Genomic DNA, 21,802 nt, shown 5'->3' on the forward strand with positions numbered 1-21,802 from the left:
CAGTAAACACGGAACAACAAGGGAGGCGGCGATTTCTCGCCGCCTCCCTCCGTGTTTAAGGCCGGATAGGTGAGCGAGCGTTGGTGTTTACGGCCGGATAGGTGAGCGAGCGTTGCTTCGACCGACGCCCGCTCACGATCTCATGGCAGAGTCGCGGTCACCGCAGCGTCGGCATCCCGCAGGACCTTGGCAGCCACCTCGAGACCTTCGATGCGGCCCAGGGAGGTATCTTCGTGTTCGATGTTGACCAGCATGTTCGGATCCACTTCATGCAGGGCTCGCAGGAACTCGGTCCAGTAGGCGGTGTCGTGACCGCGGCCGAGGGCGACGAAGTCCCAAGCGGAGTTCTTGGGCCACTCGTTGGCCCATTCGTCGTCGCCGAGGTTGGTGCGGTTTTCCTCCGGCGAAAGCCTACGGAAGCTGTTATCAAGCACACCGTAGAGGGCAGCATTCGCGGTGTTGACGCGGACGTCCTTCGCGGCCGCCTGGAAGACCAGCGGACCGAGTTCACGGACCACGGCCACTGGATCCATCCGCTGCCAGAACAGGTGGGAAGCGTCTAGTTCGACGCCCACGTGGGTGGCTCCCGTGAGTTCGATGAGCTTGTGCACGTCGGCGGTGTTGAACACGATGTTCTGCGGGTGAAGTTCGAGGGCCACCTTGACGCCATGATCTGCGGCCAGGCGGTCGGTCTCGCGCCAGAACTTCGCCGCGACGTCCCATTGGTAATCCAGCACGTCCAAGGCCGCCGAATTCCAAGCATTCACGATCCAGTTCGTTACGGTCGCGCCGGGCTCGCCGCCGGGCAGGCCGGACATGGTCACGACCCGGTTCTGGCCGAGACGTTCCGCGAGCCGGATGGAGCGGCGGATGTCTTCGGCGTGCTTTTTGCCGATCTCGCGCTTCGGGTGCAGCGGGTTGCCGTTGCAGTTCAGGCCCGCAATGGCGACGCTGGTCCCCTCGAAGATCCCGAGGTAGTCATCCCGCGCGGCATCCGAGACCAGGATCTGGTCCATGGTGGGAACGTGAACGGCAGGCAGGAACCCGCCCGTGTTGATTTCGATCCCGGTCAGCCCCAGATCAGCGATGACTTTGAGGGCCTCGGGAAGGGGCCGGTCGTGCAGGATTGCGTTGTAGACGCCGAGTTTCACAGTGCGATCTTCTTTCCGTGGTTGAGTGCGGATTCCGTAACAGCACCGAGCAGTTCCATATTGCGGACGCCTTCGTCGAACGTCGCACAGCGGGGGAGAGACTCGGCCTCGGGAAGGCCGGCGACCTCTTCGAGGAATGCGCGGGCTTGGTAGCCGAAGGCGTCGTTCTGGCCGAAGCCGACTTCGGGGGCGTCCATGGCGAGGCCGCCGGCGATATAGGGGTGGCCCGGGCCGAGGATGACCTGGCGGTAGCCGTTCTCGTTGCCGGAGCCATCGTTGAGGAAGAGCTGGATTTCGGAGGGGCGGCGCTGGTCGAACTTGGCCGCACCGTTCTCGCAGAACACTTCGAAGTTGAGGCTGTTGGCGTGGCCGGCGGCAACGCGGGAAACTTCAAAGCTGCCGGCGCCGGTTTCGAACTCCGCGTTGAAGGCTGCGTAATCGTCGTTCTCTACAGCTTCGAAAGTGTCGCTCACCGCTGCATGGTCGTGTCCGATGACGGCACCGAGCGGCAACGGGCGCTTGCCGATGACGGTGCTCAGGCGGCCACCGGTGATGGACTTGATATCGCCGCACAGGAACTCGGAAACGTAGGCCAGGTGGCTTCCGACGTCGGCCAGCGCGCCGGAACCGGGGCCGCCCTTGTAGCGCCAGCTCATCGGAGCCGAGGGGCTGAAGCCGTAGTCTGTCCAGTAGCGGCCGCTGAAGTGCAGGACGTTGCCGAGCACCCCGCTGCGGATGAGGTCGCGGATATAGGCGATGCCGGGCGTGCGGCGGAACGTGAAGCCAATGCGCGCGATGCTTGAAGCGTTGCGGGCGGCCGCGGCCATGGCGCGGGCGTCCTCGAGGGAGTCGCTCAGGGGCTTCTCGCAGAGTACGTGCTTACCTGCAGCGAGGAGACCCTCGACGACCTCGCGGTGGAGGGAATTCGCGATGACGACGCTCACGACGTCGATATCGTCTGCCTCTGCGATCGCCTGCCACGAGGTGTCATTGCGTTCGTAGCCGAATCGCCGGGCCGCGAGGGAACCGAACTCGGCGTTCACGTCGCCGATCGATACGAGGCGCACCGGCGGAAGCACGGGGCTGTAAAGGGTAGACGCTGTGCGGTAGGCCGCAGCATGGGCCTTGCCGGCCATTCCTGCGCCGATAACGGCGACCCCTAGGCTCTCAGCCATTGATTTCTCCTTCGAAATTCAGCCTGGGTGCCGAACACCCCGTTGGCACTTTGGAGCGCTACAATTTAGCACTGGAGTCAAAGCCTAATCATGTGAGTATGTCCTGTCAATGTATCGCTAGCACCCTTGACAACAGAGAAGAAAGGTTCCTGAACCATGAGTGCGACACGTCCCAAAACCCGGCGCCCGACCATCTATGACGTTGCCAAGCTTGCCGGCGTCTCGCCGTCGTTGGTGTCCTTGGTTCTCCAGTCACCGGCGAGGGTCAGTGATAAACGCCGCGAAGCCGTCCAAGCGGCAATATCGGAGCTGGGCTACCGTCCCAGCCGCGCCGCGACCACGCTGGCGAGCAATCGGACGAAGAGTATCGGTTTGTTGATCGACGACTACCGGAACCTGTGGTTCGTGGATCTCCTGAGGGGCATGGAGTCCGTCCTGGCGGACCTCGGCTACCACGTGATGCTGGCCGACTCCCGGCCCGGCGCGAACCGCATCAAGGATGCCGCGGACGGCCTCCTGGCTATGCATGTCGACGCGCTCGTCATCGCCGCGGAGCCGAGCGAGTCCATGCTGGCCGAATCTGGCGTTCCTACGGTGGTGGCCGGCTGGCGCAAGGGAGTGCCAAGCGGCGCCGACCTGATAACCAACGACGACGACGGCGGGGGCGGCATGGCGGCGGACCACTTGCTGGGGTTGGGGCATACCCGCATCGGCCATCTTTCGGGGTCCGACGGCGCGTCGGCCCACCGGCGCGCGGGGTTTCGGCGGCGGATTGAGGAGGCGGGCGTCGAACTCTTGATTGCCGAGTCCCAAGGTACCTCGGAGGAGGACGGCTACGCCTCTTCTTGCTGGCTCCTGGAAAAATACCCGGATACCACGGCGATCTTCGCGGCCAACGACACGATGGCCATGGGTGCATTTGCGGCCCTCAAGGCGCGCGGGCTGAATGTTCCCGGCGACATTTCCGTCATCGGCTATGACAACTCGCCTTTGGCTAAATCGAAGTATCTGGACATCACATCCGTCGACAACCGCAGCGATCTGCTCGGGATTGACGTAGCAAACAGGCTGCTCGCCAGGATCGAAAACCCGGCTTTGGAGCCGCAGCGCACGCTTATCGAACCTGTCTTGATTGTCCGATCTACGACGGCGCCAGCGGCCCGCTAGGCGGTCATCGAGCACCGCCTGCACGTAAAAACATCCTAATGTCAGGACAAAGTATTGACATATGTGAGGCTAGTCACCATGATCTGTGTAGAGGGCTTTGAGTTCCTGCAGAGCGGCAGGGCCGCTACCCCTATCAAAGGAGATAAATCGTGAAGAAGTTTTCCTGGCGGAAAGCGGCGCTTGTGGCAGCCGTCGTTCCGATGATGGCTCTTAGCGCTTGTTCCAGCCAAGGGGGAAAGCCGGCTGACAGCGCCAACGCCGCAGGAGGCGGTCAAGCCGTCAGCACTCCCCGGATGAAAGTTGCCCTCATCACCCACGCAGCGGCAGGCGATACCTTCTGGGACATCGTGCGCAAGGGTGCAGAGGAAGCGTCCGCCAAGGACAACGTTGACCTCCTGTACACCAGCGACCCCGAAGCCGGCCGCCAGGCACAGCTCGTACAGCAGGCCATCGACCAGAAGGTCGATGGCATCGCCGTGACCCTCGCCACTCCGGACGCCCTCAAAGATGTCCTCAAGAAGGCAGAGGACGCGGGCATCCCGGTGGTCAGCCTCAACGCCGGCGAGGACGTGTCCGCGCAGCTCGGCGCTTTTACGCACTTCGGCTCCAACGAGAAGCTCGCCGGCGAGGCCGTGGGAACCAAGCTCGCGGCCCAGGGCTTCAAGCATCCGGTCTGCGTGATCCAGCAACAGGGCCACGTTGGTCTTGAAGCACGGTGCGCAGGTGTCAAGGAAAAGGTTCCGGGGACAGAGATTCTTTATGTGAACGGCCAGGACATGACCTCGGTCCAGTCCACCGCGACCGCGAAGCTTCAGGCGACGAAAGACGCTGACGTCATTATCGGCCTGGGCGCTCCGATCACCCTGACGCTCCTCAAATCCGTCACGGACGCGAGCAGCTCCGCGAAGGTTGCCAGCTTCGACCTGAATGCGGACCTCGCGCAGAAGATCGTCGATGGCTCCGTGATCTTCACGGTGGACCAGCAGCCGTGGCTCCAGGGCTACATGTCCGTCGACGCTCTCTGGCAGGCCAAGCGTGGCGGTTTCAAGATCGGTGGCGGCCAGCCGGTGCTGACCGGCCCCACAATCGTTGACAAGTCCAACGCTTCCGACGTCCTCAAATTCGCCCAGCAGGGCGTCCGCTAGATCCAGGATCCTGGCCGCGCGGCGGGTTACCACCGCGCGGCCTGAGCAACAAGGAGTTCTTCCCATGTCAACAGCAACATTGCCCCCGGCGCCCGCGCCGATCAAGGATGAGCGGGTTGGGCAACGCAATCCGTTCCAGAAGTTTTTGGCGAGGCCTGAAGTGGGTGCCTTGGTGGGGGCTGTGGTTTTGTTTGTTTTCTTTGCTTCGGTCTCGGGTACGTTCACGCAGCCGAATGCTTTGGCGACGATCCTTTATGGGTCTTCGACGATCGGGATCATGGCGGTGGGGGTGTCGTTGTTGATGATTGGTGGTGAGTTCGATCTTTCCACTGGTGTGGCTGTGATTTCCTCGGCCCTGACGGCGTCGTTGTTCAGTTGGTATTTCTCGATGAATGCCTGGGTCGGGGTGGTGCTGGCGCTGGTGGTTTCGTTGGGCATTGGTTTCATCAATGGGTGGATTCTGGTCAAGACGAAGCTTCCGTCCTTCATTGTGACGTTGGCGACGTTTCTGATGCTTACGGGCCTGAATCTGGCGTTGACGCGGCTGATCGGCGGGTCGGTGTCGTCTCCGTCGATTTCGAAGCTGGATGGTTTTGATTCGGCGCATGCGGTGTTTGCTTCCTCGATCAGTATCGGCGGGGTCGAGGTGAAGATCACGGTGTTCTTCTGGATCATCCTGGTCGCGATCGCGTCGTGGGTGCTGTTGCGCACGAAGGTGGGGAACTGGATCTTCGCGGTGGGCGGGGACGCGAACGCGGCCCGTGCCGTGGGGGTGCCGGTGACCAGGACGAAGATCGGGTTGTTCATGGCGGTGGGGTTCTGCGGCTGGGTCCTGGGCATGCATAACTTGTTCGCGTTCGATGCTGTGCAGTCCGGTGAGGGTGTGGGCAACGAGTTCCTGTACATCATTGCCGCGGTGATCGGCGGCTGCCTGCTCACGGGTGGTTATGGTTCGGCGGTGGGCGGGGCGATCGGTGCGTTTATTTTCGGGATGGCGAACAAGGGCATTGTGTATGCGCAGTGGAACCCGGACTGGTTCAAGTTCTTCCTGGGCCTGATGTTGCTGCTGGCCACCATCGTGAACCTCATCGTCAAACGTCGTGCAGAGCTTAAGTAAAAGGGGTTAGGGAAAATGAATGCCAAACAGATCGATCAGCAGACCCTGCTCCGGGACGAGAAGGACCCGCTGACCCACACCCCCGTGCATCTGCTCTCCCTGGACGGGGTGGGCAAGCACTACGGGAACATCATCGCCCTGCGGGACGTGACGATGGCCGTGGACAATGGCCGGGTCACTTGCGTGCTGGGGGACAACGGCGCGGGCAAGTCCACGCTGATCAAGATCATCGCGGGCCTGCACCAGCACGATGAAGGCACCCTGCACGTCATGGGCGATGAGCGGAAGTTCAACTCGCCCCGGGACGCCCTGGATGCCGGCATCGCCACGGTCTACCAGGACCTGGCCGTGGTGCCGTTGATGCCGATCTGGCGGAACTTCTTCCTGGGCTCGGAACTGACCTCCGGGTTCGGGCCGTTCAAGTCCATGGATGTCCAGAAGATGAAGGACATCACGCTGAAGGAGCTGGCCGCGATGGGCATCGATCTGCGCGATGTGGAACAGCCCATCGGTCAGCTTTCCGGCGGTGAACGCCAATGCGTCGCGATCGCCCGGGCCGTGTACTTCGGGGCGAAGGTGTTGATCCTGGACGAACCCACCGCCGCGCTGGGAGTCAAGCAGTCCGGCGTCGTGCTCCGCTACATCCTGCAGGCCCGGGACCGGGGCCTGGGCGTCATTTTCATCACCCACAACCCGCACCACGCCTTCCCCGTCGGTGACCGGTTCCTGCTGCTCAAACGCGGCAAGTCCATCGGCTACTACGACAAAAAGGACATCACCCTGGACGAACTCACCGCCCAGATGGCCGGCGGCGCGGAACTGGCAGAACTCGCCCACGAACTCGAACAACTCGGCGGACACACCCAAGCCCTCAAAGAAGTCCAAGCCGAAGTCGCCGGGGTAACTGAAATCGCCGACGTTGCCGACTCTTCAAGGGAAAACAGCCCGCGGCACGCCTAACGGGCAGGGACACAGGGCGATGGAGACGGGGGTCCGCCTGAAAACGGATGGGTCCCCGCTCGCCATGCCCAGCGGGAATGTGCACTACGTAGTAGACGGGAAGACAGCATGCCGACCCGGGTTGGCGTTATCGGCGCCGGCGTTATGGGCGCAGACCACATCAGGAACCTCTCCACCACCATCAGCGGAGCCGAAGTCACCTTCGTGGCAGACCTCGACGCCGTCGTGATTGCCTCCCATGACTCCGCTTCGATCCAGGCTATGTCGCCCTTGGCTCTTGGACCCGCCATCACGGAGGTGTCGTGGCAAGCGGGGCGGAGTTCCCTGTCATCGGCAGGAACGCTCCTCCACAAATAAGCTGGATTCCCCCGACCCTCCTGCAGATACACACGCCTTTCGAGGAACGCTCCTGCAGATAAGAGCCCCTTCCGAGAATCCCTCCATCACAAGGACGCTCCTCCGGAACATTCGTTCCGGAGGAGCGTTCCTGCGTCTGGTTCGGGTGCCGAACGGCCTTAGGTGCCGAACGGCAAACGGGGGTCGATGTCCTGACCATCCCAGCTCTGCCGCACCCACCCGTGGTGGGGGTCGTCGCTGATGAGCCATTCGCGCACAGGGCCCGGGCCGGCCATGACGTTCAAGTAGTACAGGTCGTAGCCGGGAGCGGCCATGGCGGGACCGTGCCAGCCATAGGGGACGAGCACGACGTCGCCCGTGCGAACCTCTGCGGCAACGTCGATCGGACGGTCATCTGAAGCGTAAACGCGTTGATAGCCGATCGCATCCGCATGGGCAGGGTCGGGTGCACCCGAGCCGTCAGCCACGCGGGTCTCGAAGTAGTAGATCTCCTCGAGCTGCGTCTCGCCGTCCTTTTCCTCGTCATGCTTGTGCGGGGGATAGGAGGACCAGTTGCCTGCGGGGGTGAGCACTTCGCAGACAATGAAGCGATCTGCCTCGAGAGCGGCAGGGGTGCCGAAGTTGTGGACCTGACGGGAGCAATTGCCTGCACCACGCAGCTCCACCGGGGTTTCCGCGGCGGTGACTAGCCTGGTGGGGTACGACGCGTTAGCCGGGGCCGTGGCGACGGCGACGCGGCCGCCGTCGGACGAACTGATAGTGACGGCGGCGTTCGTGCCGGAATACAGCACATCGCTCGGGCCATGGAAGACGGACGGCCGCCCCGCAAGGGGATACTCGACGTCGTCGACCGTCACCGTGAAGGCGCCGTTGAGCGGCACGACGATCCGCTCTTCAGCCGCGGCGGGGAGCTCGACGGCGGCGCCCGCGGCGAGCGTGGCGACCTTGAGCCCCGTGTGAGCCCAACCGTCCACAATCAACGCGGAATCGGAGGTTCCGAGCGAGATGTCCCAATCGCCGTCGTTGGCTGTTCCCAGTGGATAGACCCAGTTGGCCATGAAGCTGTGTCCTTGCGTTAGCGCTGTACGAGTGTCATTTCAAAGCTGTAGGAATCGGCCCGGTAGACGTGGTGCCCGGTTTCCACCATGCGTCCGGTGTCGTCGACGGCGGTGCGCTCCATGGTGACCAAGGCTGAGCCGGCCTCGGTCTCGAGCAGCGGTGCCTGGTAGTCGTTGGCGATCATGGCACCGATCCGCTGCGAGGCGAGGCGGAAGTTCACGCCGCCGCGGCGAAGGATGGCGTAGAGGCCTTCCGCGGCGAGCATGGACTCGTCCATGGTGGTGATGTCGTCGCGGACCCAGTTCTCCATCAGCGCCAGGGGCTTGCCGCCCACTTTGCGTAGCCGGGTGAAGTGGTAGACCTTGGACCCGGCCGGAAGCTGGAGGGCGGTCAGCGTGGCTGCGTCGGCCTCCATGTGCGAGAAGCTGAGGACCTGTGTTGTGGGCTTCTTCCCGTTGTTCGTCAGATCGTCGTAGAGGCTGGAGAGCTCCAGCGGCCTGCGGACTTGGCTCGACACCACCTGTGTGCCGACGCCGCGCTTGCGGACCAACAGACCCGAGCGGACCAGTTCGTCCATAGCCTTGCGCATGGTGGGCCGCGACAGGTTGAGCTGGGCGGCGAGGTCTATTTCGTTGTCCAAGCGGCTACCCGGCTCCAGTACTCCGTTGTGGATGGCAGCCTCGATGCCCTGGACCACCTGGTGGTACAAAGGCACGGGGGACGAGCGGTCGATAGTGAGGCCAAGTTGATTCGCCATTGCATGCTCCCTCGCATTCCGGGACTGTCCCGGAAGTTGCACGCATGTCCGCTCATGTTCGCTTGATAGGACATACTGCTTTACTGATGATAGCAGGAGGGTCGCATGGGTCAAGGGTGCCGAAGTCGCGGCTATTGCACCATTTCAGGGCCGCTATGAGGGACATGTCCAGTCATCAGAACCATGGGCGGATAAGCGCTGGGCTCTCAGGCTCTCGGGCTCTTGGGATTTCAGCGCGGGCGGCGTGCCTGTCAGGGACGGGGGCGCTTCTCAGCGGCGTCGACGCGAACCGCGGCGTTGCCTGAAGAGACCGGCGGCGGCCAAAGCCGCCCCCACTCCCTCGGCGACGGCGCTGAGGGACTTCTCGAAAAACCACACTGGCTCGTACATGGACGGGATCGGACCCATGGCCGGAATATCGACATAGCGGTAGAGGAGGACCACCACGAAAGCGCTGCCAGCAACGAGCAGGGCGGCTGCGTAAGCCGGCCGGCTGCCGCGGACCAGGACGTACAGGCTGGCCAGGAGCGCGGCCGCGGCCTCCAGACGGAACAAGTTTCCTTGCCCGATTCCGCCCGGAGCAGCCAACTGGTAGCCGGGGGCAAGCTGAAAGTGCACCACTGCGTCAATAACCAGGGCTGCAACGACAAGCAGCCGCAGCACGACGTCCCTCGGCCTGCGGCGAGCGGCTGGCAGCGTGCTCATCTTCCCTGTGCTCATTTCACGACCAGCATTCCGTGCATATTGGAGTGGTAGGCGCAGTGGTATGCATAGCTGCCCGGTGTAGTGGGCGCCGTGAACTGGGCTGTTCCGCCTCCGCCGTTGGCCGCGGCGTCGAACGCCTTGCCATCGTCCGAGGTGACCGTATGGGCCTGGGCGTCTTCGTTCTTCACCGTGACCTTGGCGCCGGGGCTGACCGACACGGGTCCCTGGTAGCCGAAGTCCTTGATAGTGATGGTGGCGATGCCGGATTGTGGAGTGCCGGAGGAAACGGCGGAAGGCGGGCTCGATGACACGCCATATCCGCCGGTTCCGGACGCTCCGCACCCGGACACGGAGATCAAAGCGGCCGCCGCCACGATGACCATCAGCGCTTTGGCGTTCTTCCTCATGACTGGTTCCCCGCTTCTCATGTCCGGTGGCCGGAATTTGCCTGCCACATTCATGAGACGTAATCAGGAGCCATCAGGTTCACCACAACGAGTAACTACACTCTCAGGAAACAGGACGCAGCGTCCTGCAGACCTCCACGAAAGCCTTGAACGGGGCCAGCCGTTCCTCTTCCGGCAATTGCGAGGCCTCCGGATGCCATTGCACGGATGCCACCCAGCGCTGCGGATCCTCAAGGGCTTCCACGGTGCCATCCTCTGCAACCGCGGTCACCACCAGGCCATCGCCCACTCGGGCAACCGCTTGGTGATGTCCCGAAGCAATCCGCACCGAGTTCCGCGAACCATAAAGCCCCGCTACTTTTGAAGCCGGGGAAAGTTCGACGTCGTGCCAAGCCCAGACGCTTAGCCCACCCTCCGCCGACGTCAGGCCGTTGTGCTCCACCAACGAAGGGTGCATGTCCTGGATGAGCGTCCCGCCGTACACGACATTCAGGAGCTGGTGGCCGCGGCAGATACCGAGGGTGGGCAAACCGGCGTCGAGCGATTCCCGGGCGACCGCTAAGTCCAAGCGGTCCTGCTCCGGGTTGACGTCGTAGCAGGCTTCGCTTGCTTCTTCGCCGTAAAGCCGCGGATCCAGGTCTCCGCCGCCGGGCAGCAGGACCCCGTTGAGGGAACGGAGCTCGGTGGCCAGCCTGCCCGCTTCGTCGGTGAAGGAGGCGTCGAGCAATACCGGCTCCGCACCGGCGTCGCGCACTAGCTGGACGATGAACTCGAAGAGTTCATTCGCCTCGCCCACCCGGGCGTCGGCGTCTTCGGAGCTGCTGAGCCGGACGGGAATGCCGATCCGGGGACGGACGCTGCTCTGCTGTTCGGAAATCTGCATGCTCCATGATGCACCGGCCGGGCGACTCCTGCGCAACGGAACCGCGGGCTTACGCTGATGCCATGAATCCGTCCGGTTCCCTGACTCCCAGTCCCCGCACGCTTGACATTGGGAGCGTGGCCCATTTCGACAGCTTGCTCAGCTCCGGAGCCGCAACGATGCACGGATGGCACGCACAGTCGTTGGACCTGCGTGGGCGGCGGGCGGACTTGGAACGGTTGGATCCCCTAGGCGCCATCTTTCTGGGCTGCACCTTCGACGACGGGGTCGAGGACTCCCTGCGCAGCCGCGGCGCACTCATCTTTCCCAAGCTGCGTGGCGTCCCGTTCAACCCTTACCGGGGAAGTCTCTACAGCGCCGCCGAACTGTACGAGGACATTGATTCAACGGAGTACGAGTCAACACTGGACGCAAGGGTGTACCAGTGGAGCATCATGCCGGGGCAACGCACCAGTTTGGACGCAACTCTCGCCGCCGCGCTCCACGACCACGCCATCGGGGACGCCCTGGACGAACTCATGGACAACGGGGATTTCTCAGGGCACAAGATGGTGGGGGTCATGGGCGGGCATGCCGCACAACGGGGAACACAAGACTTCGACGACGCCGCACGCCTAGGGCGCCTCTTGGCACTGTCCGGCTTCACAGTGGCTACAGGCGGCGGGCCCGGGGCCATGGAAGCGGCCAACCTCGGCGCCTACTTGAGCGGCCTGCCCGACGGCGACTTCGCTGCCGCGCTGCAATCGCTCGCGGGGGTTCCGGGGTTCCGTCCTTCGGTGACCGCCTGGGCGCGGGCGGCGGCGGCCGTCATCAGGCGCCATCCGCGCGGAACGACGTCGTTGGGCATCCCTACCTGGTTCTACGGTCACGAGCCGCCCAACCTTTTCGCCACCCACATCGCCAAATACTTCGCAAACTCCATGCGTGAAGCGATCCTGCTGGAACTGTGTAACGGCGGGATCGTGTTCCTCCCTGGCTCCGCCGGCACCGTACAGGAAATCTTCCAGGACGCGTGCGAGAACTTCTACGGTGCCCCGGAAAAGGTCACGCCCATGGTCCTCGTGGGGAGCGACCATTGGGAGCACAAGTATCCCGCATGGCCCATGCTGCAGAGCCTGGCAGCAGGGAAAGTGATGGAGGACCGCGTCTTCCTGGTGGACACGGTCGAGGAGGCGCTCGCCGTCGTCGCGGCGTAGCCCCCTCCCGAGGTGGCCCAGGGGACATGCCCCCTCGCGGTGCTGCCGAGGGGACATGCCCAGCCGTGGCTCGGAGCACTGGACATATTGCGTATATGTCCAGTGCTTGGGCTTGGCGCAGGGCATGTCCCCTGGGACAAGGAGGACATGTCCAGTGGTGGGGACTGGGGTTGGGCATGTCCCGGGGCAAGGGCCGGTCTATTGAGGCGCGCGGCCACCCAGGCGGCGTGTGATCTTCCGGGCTGCATCTTGGCATGCCTCGCCGAGGCTGGCGAGCGTGTCCTGTGAGACCCGGAACTTGGGTGCGGGGACCAACACGGAGGCCACAATGTCACCCCGGTGGTCGTAGACAGGGGATGCTACCCCGACTTCTTCGATGGATGTTTCGCCGAAATTGAAGGCCCAGCCACGGTTCACCGACTCCTTAAGCCGAAGGAGGTAGGCCTCGAGGGTTTCGTCGTCGAGTCCGGGAAGGGTTATCGAGCCGCTGCGCATCAGCTTGCGCACCCGGTCTGGGTCTTCGGAGGCTAGGAAGACCTGGACCGAGGAGCTGAGTGCCTCATTGTAACGGGCCCCCAACGGTGCGAGGTGCTTGACCTGGTGACGGCTGGCGATCTGTTCTACACACATCGATTCACTTCCGTTCCACACCATGAGGGCGCTGGTCTCGCCCGTTCGTTCGCTGAGCTCGCGCAGCACCGGATAGGCCACCCGACGCTCTTCCAGTTCGGCAAGAAGCGGACCAGCCAAAGCGATCATGCCCAAGCCCAACCGGAATCGGCGGGAATCGGCGTCGCGCTCCACTAAATGTTCCTGCTCGAAGGTCGCCAGAATGCGGGACACGGTGCTTTTGTGCAGGCCGATCCTGCTGGCGATCTCAGTGACTCCTAAGAGCGGTTCTTCGGCAGTGAAGCTGCGGAGCACGGCGATAGCATTCTCGAGGACCGAGGCGCCTTTGGAGTCGCCGTTGGCCGGGATGTCGCTGGTGGTTGCTGGGGTCATGATGGTCACTATATGGCTCTTTTAACGGGGACATGCCCAGCCTTTGCCCAAGGCGATGGACATATGCAGCATATGTCCATCGCTCGAGCCTAAGGCTGGGCATGTCCAGAGGAGGGGTGGGTGCTAGGCGCCGATGATGTTGTATTCGGGGCCGAACGGGAACTTGGTGATGTTCTCGGCGCCGTCTTCACCGACAACCAGGATGTCGTGTTCCCGGTATCCGCCGGCACCCGGCTGGCCATCGAGGACCGTGATCATCGGTTCCATGGAGACCACCATGCCTGGTTCCAGGACCGTGTCGATGTCCTCGCGCAGTTCCAGCCCCGCTTCGCGGCCGTAGTAGTGGCTGAGCACGCCGAAGGAGTGGCCGTAGCCGAAAGTGCGGTTGGCCAGCAAGCCGTGGCCCACGTAGATCTCATTCAGTTCCGCGGCAATGTCCTTGCAGACAGCGCCGGGCTTGATGAGTTCCAAACCACGCTCGTGTACCTCGACGTTGATGTTCCACAGCTCCAGGGAGCGGGCATCCGGTTCGCCGTAGAACAGGGTGCGCTCCAGGGCCGTGTAGTAGCCGCTGGTCATGGGGAAGCAGTTCAGGGACAGGATGTCGTGTTCCTGGATCTTGCGGGTGGTGGCCCAGTTGTGGGCACCATCGGTGTTGATGCCGGACTGGAACCAAACCCAGGTGTCGCGGATTTCGGAGTTCGGGAACGTGCGGGCGATCTCGTGCACCATGGCCTCGGTGCCGATCAGTGCCACCTCGTACTCGGTGATGCCGGCCGTGATGGCGTTGCGGATGGCTTCGCCGCCAAGGTCGCCGATTCGGGCGCCGTGCTTGATGACTTCGATTTCCTCGGAAGACTTGATCATGCGCTGGCGCATCGCGGCCTGTGCGACGTCCACCAAGGTAGCCGATTCGAAGGCAGCCTGGATCTTGTTGCGGTTGTCCAGCGGAAGGGAATCGTCCTCCACACCCAGGCGCCGGACGTTGATCCCGCGGGTGCGCAGCACTTCCTGGATGCCGAAGATGTAGTTGTCCCGGCGCCAGTCCGTGTAGACCAGGTTGTCTCCGAAGCTGCGGCGCCAAGGCATGCCGGCGTCGATGTTGGCGGTCACGGTGACGGTGTCGTCGGCTGTGACCACCATGGCGTAGGAACGGCCGAAGTAGGTGAACAGGAAGTCGGAGTAGTACTTGATGGAGTGGTAGCTGGTGAGGACAACGGCGTCCAGTTCCTTCTCGGCCATGATCCGGCGAAGTCCGGCGAGGCGTCGCTCGAATTCCGCGTCGGAGAAGGTCAGTGAGACCTTCTCGCCGTTGTTGAGGACCTTGAGGCGCTCAAGCTTGGAGACGTCGTTGACTGCTTCGTTCTCGGTGATGGTCATGCGTGGTGTTCCTTTCAATGGGTGGGTTGTTTCAGTCCTGCTGCAGGGGCTTCTTGGAAGTCTCTACGGCGAAGAGGACTGCGATGAGGGAAACGATGGAGGCCGCCACGAGGTACCAGCCGGGGGCCAGTTGGTTGTGGGTGAGGCCGATCAGGAGGGTTGCCATGAAGGGGGCGGTGCCGCCGAACAGGGCGTTGGACAGATTGAAGCTGACTGCGAAGCCGCTGTAGCGGACTCTGGTGGGGAAGAGCTCGGCCAGGAAGCTGGGCAAGGTTCCATCGTTGAGGGTCAGCATGCCGCCCAGGAGGATTTGGACCAGAACGATCACGAGGAAGTTGCCGGTGTCGAGGAGCATGAACGCCGGAACGGTCAGCACCACGAACAGTACGGAAGCCGTGATGAGCATGCGCTTGCGGCCGAACCTGTCAGATGCGATCCCGGTCAGGAAGATGAATCCGATGTAGCTCAGGAGGGCGATGGTGGTGGCCAGGAAAGACTCTGCCGCACCAAAGTGGAGTTCTTCCGAAAGGTAGGTAGGCATGTAACTGAGGATCACGTAGAAGCCGACGGCGTTGAGCAGCACCGCGCCCGTCGCGATGATGAGCTGCTTGCGGTATGTCTTGAACATGGCGAATGCAGGCGCCTTGACCTCGGTTTCTTTCGCGGCCATTTCGCGGAATGCCGGGGTGTCCTCAAGCTTGGTGCGGATGTAGCGGCCAATCAGGCCCATCGGGGCGGCCAGGAGGAAGGGCAAGCGCCAACCCCATTCACCGAGCTGCTCGGCGCTCAGCACCGAGCTGAGCAGTGCCGCCAGCAGGGAACCGAGCAGAAGGCCTGCTGCTGTGCTGGCAGGTACGACGGCGGCGTAGAGTCCGCGCCGATTGGCCGGTGCGTATTCCACCAGGAAGGCTGAGGCACCTGCGTATTTGCCTGCTGCCGAGAAGCCCTGAACAATGCGGACGAGCAGCAGGAGGACCGGTGCCATGACGCCGATGGTGTTGTAGCCGGGGATCAGGGCGATGCAGAACGTTGCCACGGACATGAGCACGATCGACAGGGAGAGTGCCTGTTTGCGTCCCAGCCGGTCACCGATGTGGCCCCAGATGAATCCGCCCAGTGGACGGACAAAGAATGAGACGGCAAAGACGCCGAACGTGGCGAGCAGGGCGGTCTGCCGGTCCGATGCGGGGAAGAAGACGGTCGAGATAATCCCGGCAAGGTAGCCGTAGACGGCGTAGTCGAACCATTCGACGAAGTTGCCGATGAAGCTTGCGGTGATGACGCGGCGGCGGGTGTCCTTGCTGACCGTGTGGTTGGTGGCTGGCTTTGACAGGTTGGCCGGGGTGGCTGTTGCGTCAGGAAGGTCGCCGGAACCGCCTTTGGATCCGGCATGACCTCTTCCCTGGATTGCTGCCACGGGGGATGTTTCGTTTTTCATGAATCCACCAAGAATTTTGGGGTTGCATTCAACGCAACGCTGTTGCACCAGAATAGATGTGTTCCGCATCACCGTCAAGGGGCTGCGGCTTCCACCTAACTAGCTCGCAGTAAATGTCGTATTGGACGTCCTAAGCGACAACGAGTGCGAGCTAGTTGGAGAGGGTGGCGCACTCACTGCAACATGGTTGCGGTGAGTGAGTGTAATCCCGCTCCGGAATGCAAAAAAGAAGCTCCCCGGATCCAAGGATCCGGGGAGCTTCAAAGCAACGCGAAAGGGCTATTTGAGCCAGGCAGCCACGACGTCGGGGTGGGCATCCACCCATTTCTTGGCGGCGGCGTCGGGCTTCATGCCGCCCTGGATGTCCGTTGCGACGGAGTTCTGGTCCGCGTTGGTCCACGAGAAGGCCTTGAGCAGTTTCGCGGCGGGAGAACCGCTGTCCGCAAACTTCTTGGCCATCACTTTGTTCAGTTTGTAATCGGGGTAGTCACAGGCCACCTTCTCGGCGTCGGCATCGCAGCCCGGAGTGTAGGCGGGCAGGCTGACCTTCTTGAGGGGGACTTCGGAGAGGAACCATTGCGGTTCGTAGAAATACCCCAGTAGCGGCGTCTTGTTCTTCTCGGCCGTACGGAACGACTGGATCAATGCTGCTTCCGAACCGGAGAAGACCACTTTGTAGTCGAGGCCTAGGTTCTTGACGAGGGCTTCATCGTTGGTCACGAACGCCGGGTCGCCGTCCAGGACCTGGCCCTTGCCACCGGATTCGGAGGTGGCAAAGAGTGAGGCGTACTTGTTCAGGTTCTTGCTGTCCAGGATGTCCGGGTACTTCTGGACCATCCATGGTGGTACGTACCAGCCGATGTGCCCTTCGTTGCCGGTGGGGCCGGCGTCCACCGCGACTTTTTGGTCCGTGATGTACTGTTTTGCGAGGTCCTCGTGACCCCAGTTCTCAAGAATGACGTCGACTTCACCCGAGCCGAAGCCCTGCCAGGAAATCTGTTCCGACAGGTCCTTCTGAACCACCGTGCAACCGAGTTTGTTTTGGGCTACGTAGCTGTAAACAGCCGCGTTTGCCGTGTAGCCCACCCATGCGTTGAGGGCCACGTTGACGGTTCCGCAGGGGGTGCCCGAAGCACCGGCTGCGGCCGCCTGGTTGACTGTTGCGCCGCCGCAGCCGGCAAGCAACAGGGCGGCAGCCACGGTTCCGGCGAGCGTGGGAATTGTTCGTTTCAACAGCAGTCCAGCTTTACTCATGGTTGGATCTCCTTGGGTGGGGCAGTGTGTTGGGGGATTGCGTGAGACGGAGCCCGTTAGTGGGCGGGTGATTTTGCCGAAGGGACTTTTCGGACGGGGTTGGCTGCGACAGCCTGGGTCATGCGATCCAACAGGATGCCGAGGAAAACGATGGCCAGGCCTGCGGCGAGACCCTTGCCGAACAGCGAACTTTGGACAAAGCCGGCGACGACGTCGTACCCGAGGCCGCCTGCTCCGACCAGCGCTCCGACTACCACCATGGCGAGGACGTAGATCAGGCCTTGGTTGGCCGCCAGGGCCAGCGATTGCCGCGCCATGGGCAGCTGGACCTTGGTGATGACTTGCCAGGGGGTTGAGCCGCTGGATACCGCAGCTTCCATGACGGTGGGGGAAATTGCAGCGATGCCGTCGGCCGTGATCTTGATGGCCACGGGTGCCGCGTAGATGATGCCGGCGATGATGGCGGTGAACCGTGTGGCGCCGAAGAGGCCCAGGAATGGAACGAGGTAGACGAAAGCTGGCATGGTCTGTCCGGCATCCAGCATGGGCCGCATGACCTGGTCCACCTTGTTGGACCTGCCCATCGCCACACCGAAGATGATGCCCAGGACCATGACCACGGCTGTGGCAACAAGGGTGCTTGCCAGAGTAACCATGGCATCGCTCCACAGGCCTAGGTAGATGATCGCGGCCAGGCATGAGGCGGTGACCAGTGCCAGCTTCCAACCACCGAGTGCGTAAGCCGCCACGAGGAGAACCGCGATCAGGAGGTAAAAGGGGGTATCGGTCAGAAGGGACTGGAACGGGTTGAGGATTCCGTTGGTCAGGGCCTCGCGGAATGACACCGTAAACAGTGAGAGGTTTGTCTGCAGCCATTCGCTGGCAGCGCCTACTCCGCTGACGATGTCCGGGCCGAAGTTGAGGTTCTTAGGAAAGGCTGCGGCCCAGAGCATCGTGCGGGACAACTGGACAACGGCGAGCACCACAAGCAAGCTGACGGCCAGCACAATGTAACGCGTTCGCCGCGATATCCGGCGTTTGCGGTTTGCTCCGGGTTCGGCCCGGCGGCTGGCGGCCGTGGTCACGCGGTCCAGCACAATGGCCAAGAGGACGATCGACAGGCCGGCGTTGACCGCCGTGCCGACGTCGAGCGACTGCAGGGCGCGGATAACCACCTGTCCCAGCCCGGGCGCTGCGATCAGCGCCGCGATGGTCACCATGGACAGGGCGGCCATGGTGCTTTGGTTGATTCCCATGACGATGGTGCGCCGTGCCAGAGGGAGTTGCAGGGTCAGAAGTCGCTGCAACCCCGTGGTGCCCAAGGAATCGGAGGCTTCCCTGGTGTTCTCCGGGATGTTCCGGATTCCGTGTGCCGTCAATCGAATGAGCGGAGGCACCGCGTAGATCACCGTGGCGATTACCGCGGAGGCAGGGCCGATCAGGAAGATGAGGGCCAACGGAGCCAGATAGACGAACGTGGGGAGGATCTGCATGAAGTCGAGGACCGGAGTGATCACTTGGGAAACCCGCTCGGAGATTCCGGCCAAGACCCCGAGCGGGATGCCGATCAGGAGGCTGAACAGCACGGCTGTGAGGACGAGGGCGAAGGTGTAAGCCGCTTCCGTAAACAGCCCCTGAAGGCCGAAGAACACGAAGACGGCTGCTGTCAGCAGCGCCACGCGGGCGTTGCCCACCGCGAAGGCGATCCAGCTGAGCAGCGCGACGGTTCCCAGCCAGCCGATTTCCGGCAGGCGAAGCCCGGTGGAGCTGGCGGCGAAAATACCGATGAACAGGTTTGCGACCGCATCGACGGCGGCCCGGAGAGGTGTGAAAACGTACTGGAAGACGGGATTGTCGGCCCGGTTTGAGGCCACCCAGGCATTGAATTGGTTGAGGGAGCGGTGGAGGTCAGTGAGCTCCGACGCCGGCAGCGTGAGGGTCGCAGTGCCGTGGAGGAAAAGGAATCCGACGAGCCAGACGACGCCGGCCCCGCCCAGAAGCAGGGTACGGCGGCTAAGCCGCTTGCGCGGCGCTCGGACGGAAACGAGGCCGGTCTGAACCGGGGCACGATCGCGAACGAGTGCGGACATCACGCCGCAACTTCCGTGTTGCGGATGACCGACAAGATGCTGTCGCGATCGATCTGGCCGGTGATCTTGCCGGAATCTTCCACCAGAACGGGACACGAAGAGTTCATGACGGTGGGAATGGCGTCGCGGATGATGGTGCCTGCGCTCAGGACAGGAGCATCCCCAGGAGTGCCCAATGCTAAAGGATCGGTGATCCACTTGAGTGTCAGGACATCCGCACGAGGCACCTCGGAGACGAAGTCGGCGATGTACTTGTCCGCAGGCGATCCGACGAGATTATCGCCTGTGCCGCATTGGACCGTCTCCCCGTTCCGCATGATCAGGATGCGGTCCCCGAGTTTGAGCGCTTCGGAAAGGTCGTGGGTAACGAAAACCATCGTCTTGCCCATTTCTTTGTGCAGCCGGATGACTTCCGCCTGCATATCGCGCCGGATGAGCGGGTCCAGGGCAGAGAACGGCTCGTCGAAGAGGATAGTGTCCGGATCGCCCGCCAAGGCGCGGCCAAGTCCGACGCGCTGCTGCATTCCGCCGGAGAGTTGATCGGGGAAATGCTGTTCGTAACCTTTGAGGCCTACAAGCTCGATGATTTCGCGGGACCTGGCGTAGCGCTCGTTCTTGGCGGCGCCACGGATCTGCAGCCCGTAGGACACGTTGTCCAGCACGGTGCGGTGCGGCAGGAGGCCGAAATGCTGGAAGACCATGGACATTTTCCGCCGGCGCAGCTCCCGAAGCTCGCCGGTTCCTGCCTGCATCACGTCCTTGCCGTCCACCAGGACGGAACCCGACGTCGGTTCGATCAGCCGGGTGAGGCACCGGATCAGGGTGGACTTTCCTGATCCGGACAGGCCCATGACGACGAACACCTCGCCCTTCGCGACGTCGAAGTTCATGTCGCGTACTGCAGCATTGCACCCGGTGCGTTCAAGCAATTCGGCCGAGCTCAAAGCCGAGAGTTCGCGATCCTTGGGGATCTTTTCACCTCCGGGTCCGAAGACCTTCCAGAGGTTGCGCACTGATATGTCAGGACTGCTCATTGCTGTACTCCTGCCTGTGACGGCTCGAACCAATGGCTGGGCCCGGGGCTGATGTTTTGCCAGATGTGCTTCGTTTCTCGGTATTCGGCCAAGCCCGCGAGCCCCAATTCACGGCCATTGCCGGACTGTCCGAAGCCGCCCCATTCGGCCTGCGGAACGTACGGGTGGTAGTCGTTGATCCAGACCGTCCCGTGGCGCAACGCTTCGGAAACCCGCTGGGCCTTCGAAGCGTCTGCCGTCCACACAGCGCCGGCCAGTCCGTAGACGGTGTCGTTCGCCAGCCGGACGGCCTCTTCCTCGGTGGTGAATGTTTCCACCGTCATGACGGGGCCAAAGGATTCCTCTTGGACCACGCGCATCGAGGTGCTGCACCCGTCCAGCACGGTGGGCGGGTAGAAACTGCCACCGGCCAGCTCCGGGCTGTCCGGAATGAAGCCCCCGCACAACAGCCGGGCGCCCTCCGCGATCCCCGCCTGCACGTAGGCGTGGACCTTGTCACGATGGGCCGCGGAGATCAGCGGACCTGTCTGGGCCTCCTGGTTGAAGGGGCCGCCCAGCCGGATCTGGCGTGCACGGCGCACCACTTCGGCCACGAACTCTTCGTGTATCGACTCTTCGACAATCAGCCGGGCCCCGGCCGAGCAAACCTGGCCGGAATTAAGGAAGACGGCCGTCAAGGCGTTGTCGATAGCGGCTTCCCGGTCGGCGTCGGCGAACACGACGTTCGGGTTCTTGCCGCCGAGCTCAAGGGCCACGCGCTTGACCGTCTGCGCTGCGGCAACCATGATCCGTTTGCCGGTTTCCAGCCCGCCCGTGAAGGAGACCAGATCGACCCTGGGATCCGAGCTAAGTACCGCCCCCACTTCCGGTCCCGTTCCGGTCACGAGGTTCGCGACGCCGTCGGGCACCTCGGCTTCCCGTAGCGTGTCCATGAGCAGGATTGACGTGGAGGGAGTCAGCTCACTGGGCTTGAGGACAAAAGTGTTGCCGGCCAAGAGTGCAGGCGCAACTTTCCACGAAGCTTGCAGGAGCGGATAGTTCCACGGTGTGATGAGGCCGCAGACGCCCACGGGTGCGTGGACGATCCGGCTGATGGCGCCGGGCCGCCCGGTATCGATCACGCGGCCCGCGTCCGTGCCTGCCACGCTGCCGTAGTAGCGGAAGCAGGCTATGACGTCGTCGATGTCGTATTCGGCTTCAATCAGCCGCTTGCCGGTGTCGAGGGCTTCAGCGGCCGCGTATACGGCTTTGTCCCGCTGCAGCAGCCCGGCCACGCGGAGCAGGATCGCGCCGCGTTCCTGTTCCGGCGTGCTTGGCCAGGGGCCGTCGTCGAACGCTTTCCGGGCGCTCGCCACCGCGGCCTCGGCATCGGCCGGGGTGCACTCCGCGACGTCGGCAACGTGCGTGCCGTCCGCCGGGCAGCTGATGCTCCGGGTGCTTCCGCTGGACTGCCGCCAGCCGCCGTCGACGTAGCTGCCGCGCACCGTGTGGATCTGCGAAAGTTGTGGGCTGTTCATGCCCCTCC

Annotated in this window: 19 protein-coding genes and 1 pseudogene; 6 read left to right on the forward strand and 14 right to left on the reverse strand. The window is 63.0% G+C overall.

Annotated features, from left to right (window positions below):
• Positions 1–140: 140 nt before the first annotated feature.
• Positions 141–1,151 (reverse strand): sugar phosphate isomerase/epimerase family protein, encoded by a 1,011-nt coding sequence (locus A3M3_RS0110025; protein ID WP_028266205.1) that lies wholly within the window; start codon positions 1,149–1,151, stop codon positions 141–143.
• The gene (locus A3M3_RS0110030) at positions 1,148–2,326 is read right to left on the reverse strand and encodes a Gfo/Idh/MocA family protein (RefSeq protein ID WP_028266206.1); all 1,179 of its coding nucleotides are present in this window, start codon (positions 2,324–2,326) and stop codon (positions 1,148–1,150) included. The genes A3M3_RS0110025 and A3M3_RS0110030 overlap by 4 nt, the downstream gene beginning before the upstream one ends.
• Before the next feature lie 156 nt (positions 2,327–2,482).
• On the opposite strand from A3M3_RS0110030, the gene A3M3_RS0110035 reads away from it, so the two are divergent.
• The 5 genes and pseudogenes from A3M3_RS0110035 to A3M3_RS28045 all read left to right on the forward strand — a co-directional run.
• Positions 2,483–3,493, forward strand: a complete 1,011-nt coding sequence (locus tag A3M3_RS0110035; RefSeq protein ID WP_028266207.1) for a LacI family DNA-binding transcriptional regulator — start codon at positions 2,483–2,485, stop codon at positions 3,491–3,493.
• A 149-nt stretch (positions 3,494–3,642) separates the two neighbouring features.
• Positions 3,643–4,638: a substrate-binding domain-containing protein gene (locus A3M3_RS0110040; protein WP_028266208.1), complete on the forward strand. Its 996-nt coding sequence runs from the start codon at positions 3,643–3,645 to the stop codon at positions 4,636–4,638.
• Between the two features lie 64 nt (positions 4,639–4,702).
• Positions 4,703–5,755, forward strand: a complete 1,053-nt coding sequence (locus A3M3_RS0110045; protein WP_028266209.1) for an ABC transporter permease — start codon at positions 4,703–4,705, stop codon at positions 5,753–5,755.
• A gap of 15 nt (positions 5,756–5,770) precedes the next feature.
• On the forward strand, positions 5,771–6,715 hold the full coding sequence (locus A3M3_RS0110050; RefSeq protein WP_028266210.1) for an ATP-binding cassette domain-containing protein: 945 nt from the start codon (positions 5,771–5,773) through the stop codon (positions 6,713–6,715).
• A 108-nt stretch (positions 6,716–6,823) separates the two neighbouring features.
• Positions 6,824–6,937 (forward strand): annotated as a pseudogene (locus tag A3M3_RS28045) (inositol 2-dehydrogenase); the annotation flags it as partial.
• A gap of 293 nt (positions 6,938–7,230) precedes the next feature.
• Here A3M3_RS28045 and iolB read toward each other — a convergent pair.
• From iolB to A3M3_RS0110080, 5 genes are all read right to left on the reverse strand, one after another.
• A complete protein-coding gene (gene iolB / locus A3M3_RS0110060; RefSeq protein WP_028266212.1) occupies positions 7,231–8,130 on the reverse strand; it encodes a 5-deoxy-glucuronate isomerase in 900 nt (299 codons plus the stop codon).
• 17 nt (positions 8,131–8,147) lie between these two features.
• On the reverse strand, positions 8,148–8,888 hold the full coding sequence (locus A3M3_RS0110065) for a GntR family transcriptional regulator (protein WP_028266213.1): 741 nt from the start codon (positions 8,886–8,888) through the stop codon (positions 8,148–8,150).
• Between the two features lie 270 nt (positions 8,889–9,158).
• Entirely contained in the window at positions 9,159–9,593 is a 435-nt protein-coding gene (locus A3M3_RS0110070) for a hypothetical protein (RefSeq protein ID WP_051423096.1), read from the reverse strand.
• An 11-nt stretch (positions 9,594–9,604) separates the two neighbouring features.
• Complete coding sequence (locus A3M3_RS27420) at positions 9,605–10,000, reverse strand: cupredoxin domain-containing protein (RefSeq protein WP_028266215.1); 396 nt, start codon at positions 9,998–10,000, stop codon at positions 9,605–9,607.
• A gap of 103 nt (positions 10,001–10,103) precedes the next feature.
• Positions 10,104–10,883, reverse strand: coding sequence for a gamma-glutamyl-gamma-aminobutyrate hydrolase family protein (locus tag A3M3_RS0110080; RefSeq protein ID WP_028266216.1), 780 nt, complete (start codon positions 10,881–10,883; stop codon positions 10,104–10,106).
• Between the two features lie 62 nt (positions 10,884–10,945).
• Between A3M3_RS0110080 and A3M3_RS0110085 the strand changes: the two genes are divergently transcribed.
• Positions 10,946–12,079, forward strand: coding sequence for an LOG family protein (locus A3M3_RS0110085; protein WP_028266217.1), 1,134 nt, complete (start codon positions 10,946–10,948; stop codon positions 12,077–12,079).
• A gap of 198 nt (positions 12,080–12,277) precedes the next feature.
• Here the strand turns inward: A3M3_RS0110085 and A3M3_RS0110090 are convergent, their stop codons facing one another.
• The 7 genes from A3M3_RS0110090 to A3M3_RS0110120 form a co-directional block, all read right to left on the reverse strand.
• Entirely contained in the window at positions 12,278–13,081 is an 804-nt protein-coding gene (locus A3M3_RS0110090) for an IclR family transcriptional regulator (protein WP_028266218.1), read from the reverse strand.
• A 123-nt stretch (positions 13,082–13,204) separates the two neighbouring features.
• On the reverse strand, positions 13,205–14,461 hold the full coding sequence (locus A3M3_RS0110095) for an aminopeptidase P family protein (RefSeq protein WP_028266219.1): 1,257 nt from the start codon (positions 14,459–14,461) through the stop codon (positions 13,205–13,207).
• Between the two features lie 31 nt (positions 14,462–14,492).
• Entirely contained in the window at positions 14,493–15,899 is a 1,407-nt protein-coding gene (locus tag A3M3_RS0110100) for an MFS transporter (protein ID WP_028266220.1), read from the reverse strand.
• Between the two features lie 279 nt (positions 15,900–16,178).
• Positions 16,179–17,153, reverse strand: coding sequence for an ABC transporter substrate-binding protein (locus A3M3_RS0110105; RefSeq protein WP_081736765.1), 975 nt, complete (start codon positions 17,151–17,153; stop codon positions 16,179–16,181).
• A 56-nt stretch (positions 17,154–17,209) separates the two neighbouring features.
• Entirely contained in the window at positions 17,210–19,243 is a 2,034-nt protein-coding gene (locus A3M3_RS24620) for an ABC transporter permease (protein WP_051423098.1), read from the reverse strand.
• Positions 19,243–20,277, reverse strand: coding sequence for a quaternary amine ABC transporter ATP-binding protein (locus tag A3M3_RS0110115; RefSeq protein WP_028266222.1), 1,035 nt, complete (start codon positions 20,275–20,277; stop codon positions 19,243–19,245). The genes A3M3_RS24620 and A3M3_RS0110115 overlap by 1 nt, the downstream gene beginning before the upstream one ends.
• Complete coding sequence (locus tag A3M3_RS0110120) at positions 20,274–21,794, reverse strand: aldehyde dehydrogenase family protein (protein WP_051423100.1); 1,521 nt, start codon at positions 21,792–21,794, stop codon at positions 20,274–20,276. Before A3M3_RS0110120 ends, A3M3_RS0110115 begins: the two co-directional genes overlap by 4 nt.
• Between the last annotated feature and the right edge of the window lie 8 nt (positions 21,795–21,802).

This window comes from Arthrobacter sp. MA-N2, from assembly GCF_000517125.1.
In the GTDB taxonomy this organism is placed as follows: domain Bacteria; phylum Actinomycetota; class Actinomycetes; order Actinomycetales; family Micrococcaceae; genus Arthrobacter; species Arthrobacter methylotrophus.

Bases quoted from the DNA above. Each gene is read 5' to 3' on its own strand.
- A3M3_RS0110065 (WP_028266213.1), bottom strand. From the start codon at position 8,888: ATGGCGAATCAACTTGGCCTCACTATCGACCGCTCGTCCCCCGTGCCT.
- A3M3_RS0110115 (WP_028266222.1), bottom strand. From the start codon at position 20,277: ATGAGCAGTCCTGACATATCAGTGCGCAACCTCTGGAAGGTCTTCGGA.
- A3M3_RS0110095 (WP_028266219.1), bottom strand. From the start codon at position 14,461: ATGACCATCACCGAGAACGAAGCAGTCAACGACGTCTCCAAGCTTGAG.
- A3M3_RS0110045 (WP_028266209.1), top strand. From the start codon at position 4,703: ATGTCAACAGCAACATTGCCCCCGGCGCCCGCGCCGATCAAGGATGAG.
- A3M3_RS0110090 (WP_028266218.1), bottom strand. From the start codon at position 13,081: ATGACCCCAGCAACCACCAGCGACATCCCGGCCAACGGCGACTCCAAA.
- A3M3_RS0110120 (WP_051423100.1), bottom strand. From the start codon at position 21,794: ATGAACAGCCCACAACTTTCGCAGATCCACACGGTGCGCGGCAGCTAC.
- A3M3_RS27420 (WP_028266215.1), bottom strand. From the start codon at position 10,000: ATGAGGAAGAACGCCAAAGCGCTGATGGTCATCGTGGCGGCGGCCGCT.
- A3M3_RS24620 (WP_051423098.1), bottom strand. From the start codon at position 19,243: ATGTCCGCACTCGTTCGCGATCGTGCCCCGGTTCAGACCGGCCTCGTT.
- A3M3_RS0110085 (WP_028266217.1), top strand. From the start codon at position 10,946: ATGAATCCGTCCGGTTCCCTGACTCCCAGTCCCCGCACGCTTGACATT.
- A3M3_RS0110050 (WP_028266210.1), top strand. From the start codon at position 5,771: ATGAATGCCAAACAGATCGATCAGCAGACCCTGCTCCGGGACGAGAAG.
- A3M3_RS0110080 (WP_028266216.1), bottom strand. From the start codon at position 10,883: ATGCAGATTTCCGAACAGCAGAGCAGCGTCCGTCCCCGGATCGGCATT.
- A3M3_RS0110035 (WP_028266207.1), top strand. From the start codon at position 2,483: ATGAGTGCGACACGTCCCAAAACCCGGCGCCCGACCATCTATGACGTT.
- A3M3_RS0110100 (WP_028266220.1), bottom strand. From the start codon at position 15,899: ATGAAAAACGAAACATCCCCCGTGGCAGCAATCCAGGGAAGAGGTCAT.
- A3M3_RS0110070 (WP_051423096.1), bottom strand. From the start codon at position 9,593: ATGAGCACGCTGCCAGCCGCTCGCCGCAGGCCGAGGGACGTCGTGCTG.
- iolB (WP_028266212.1), bottom strand. From the start codon at position 8,130: ATGGCCAACTGGGTCTATCCACTGGGAACAGCCAACGACGGCGATTGG.
- A3M3_RS0110105 (WP_081736765.1), bottom strand. From the start codon at position 17,153: ATGAGTAAAGCTGGACTGCTGTTGAAACGAACAATTCCCACGCTCGCC.
- A3M3_RS0110030 (WP_028266206.1), bottom strand. From the start codon at position 2,326: ATGGCTGAGAGCCTAGGGGTCGCCGTTATCGGCGCAGGAATGGCCGGC.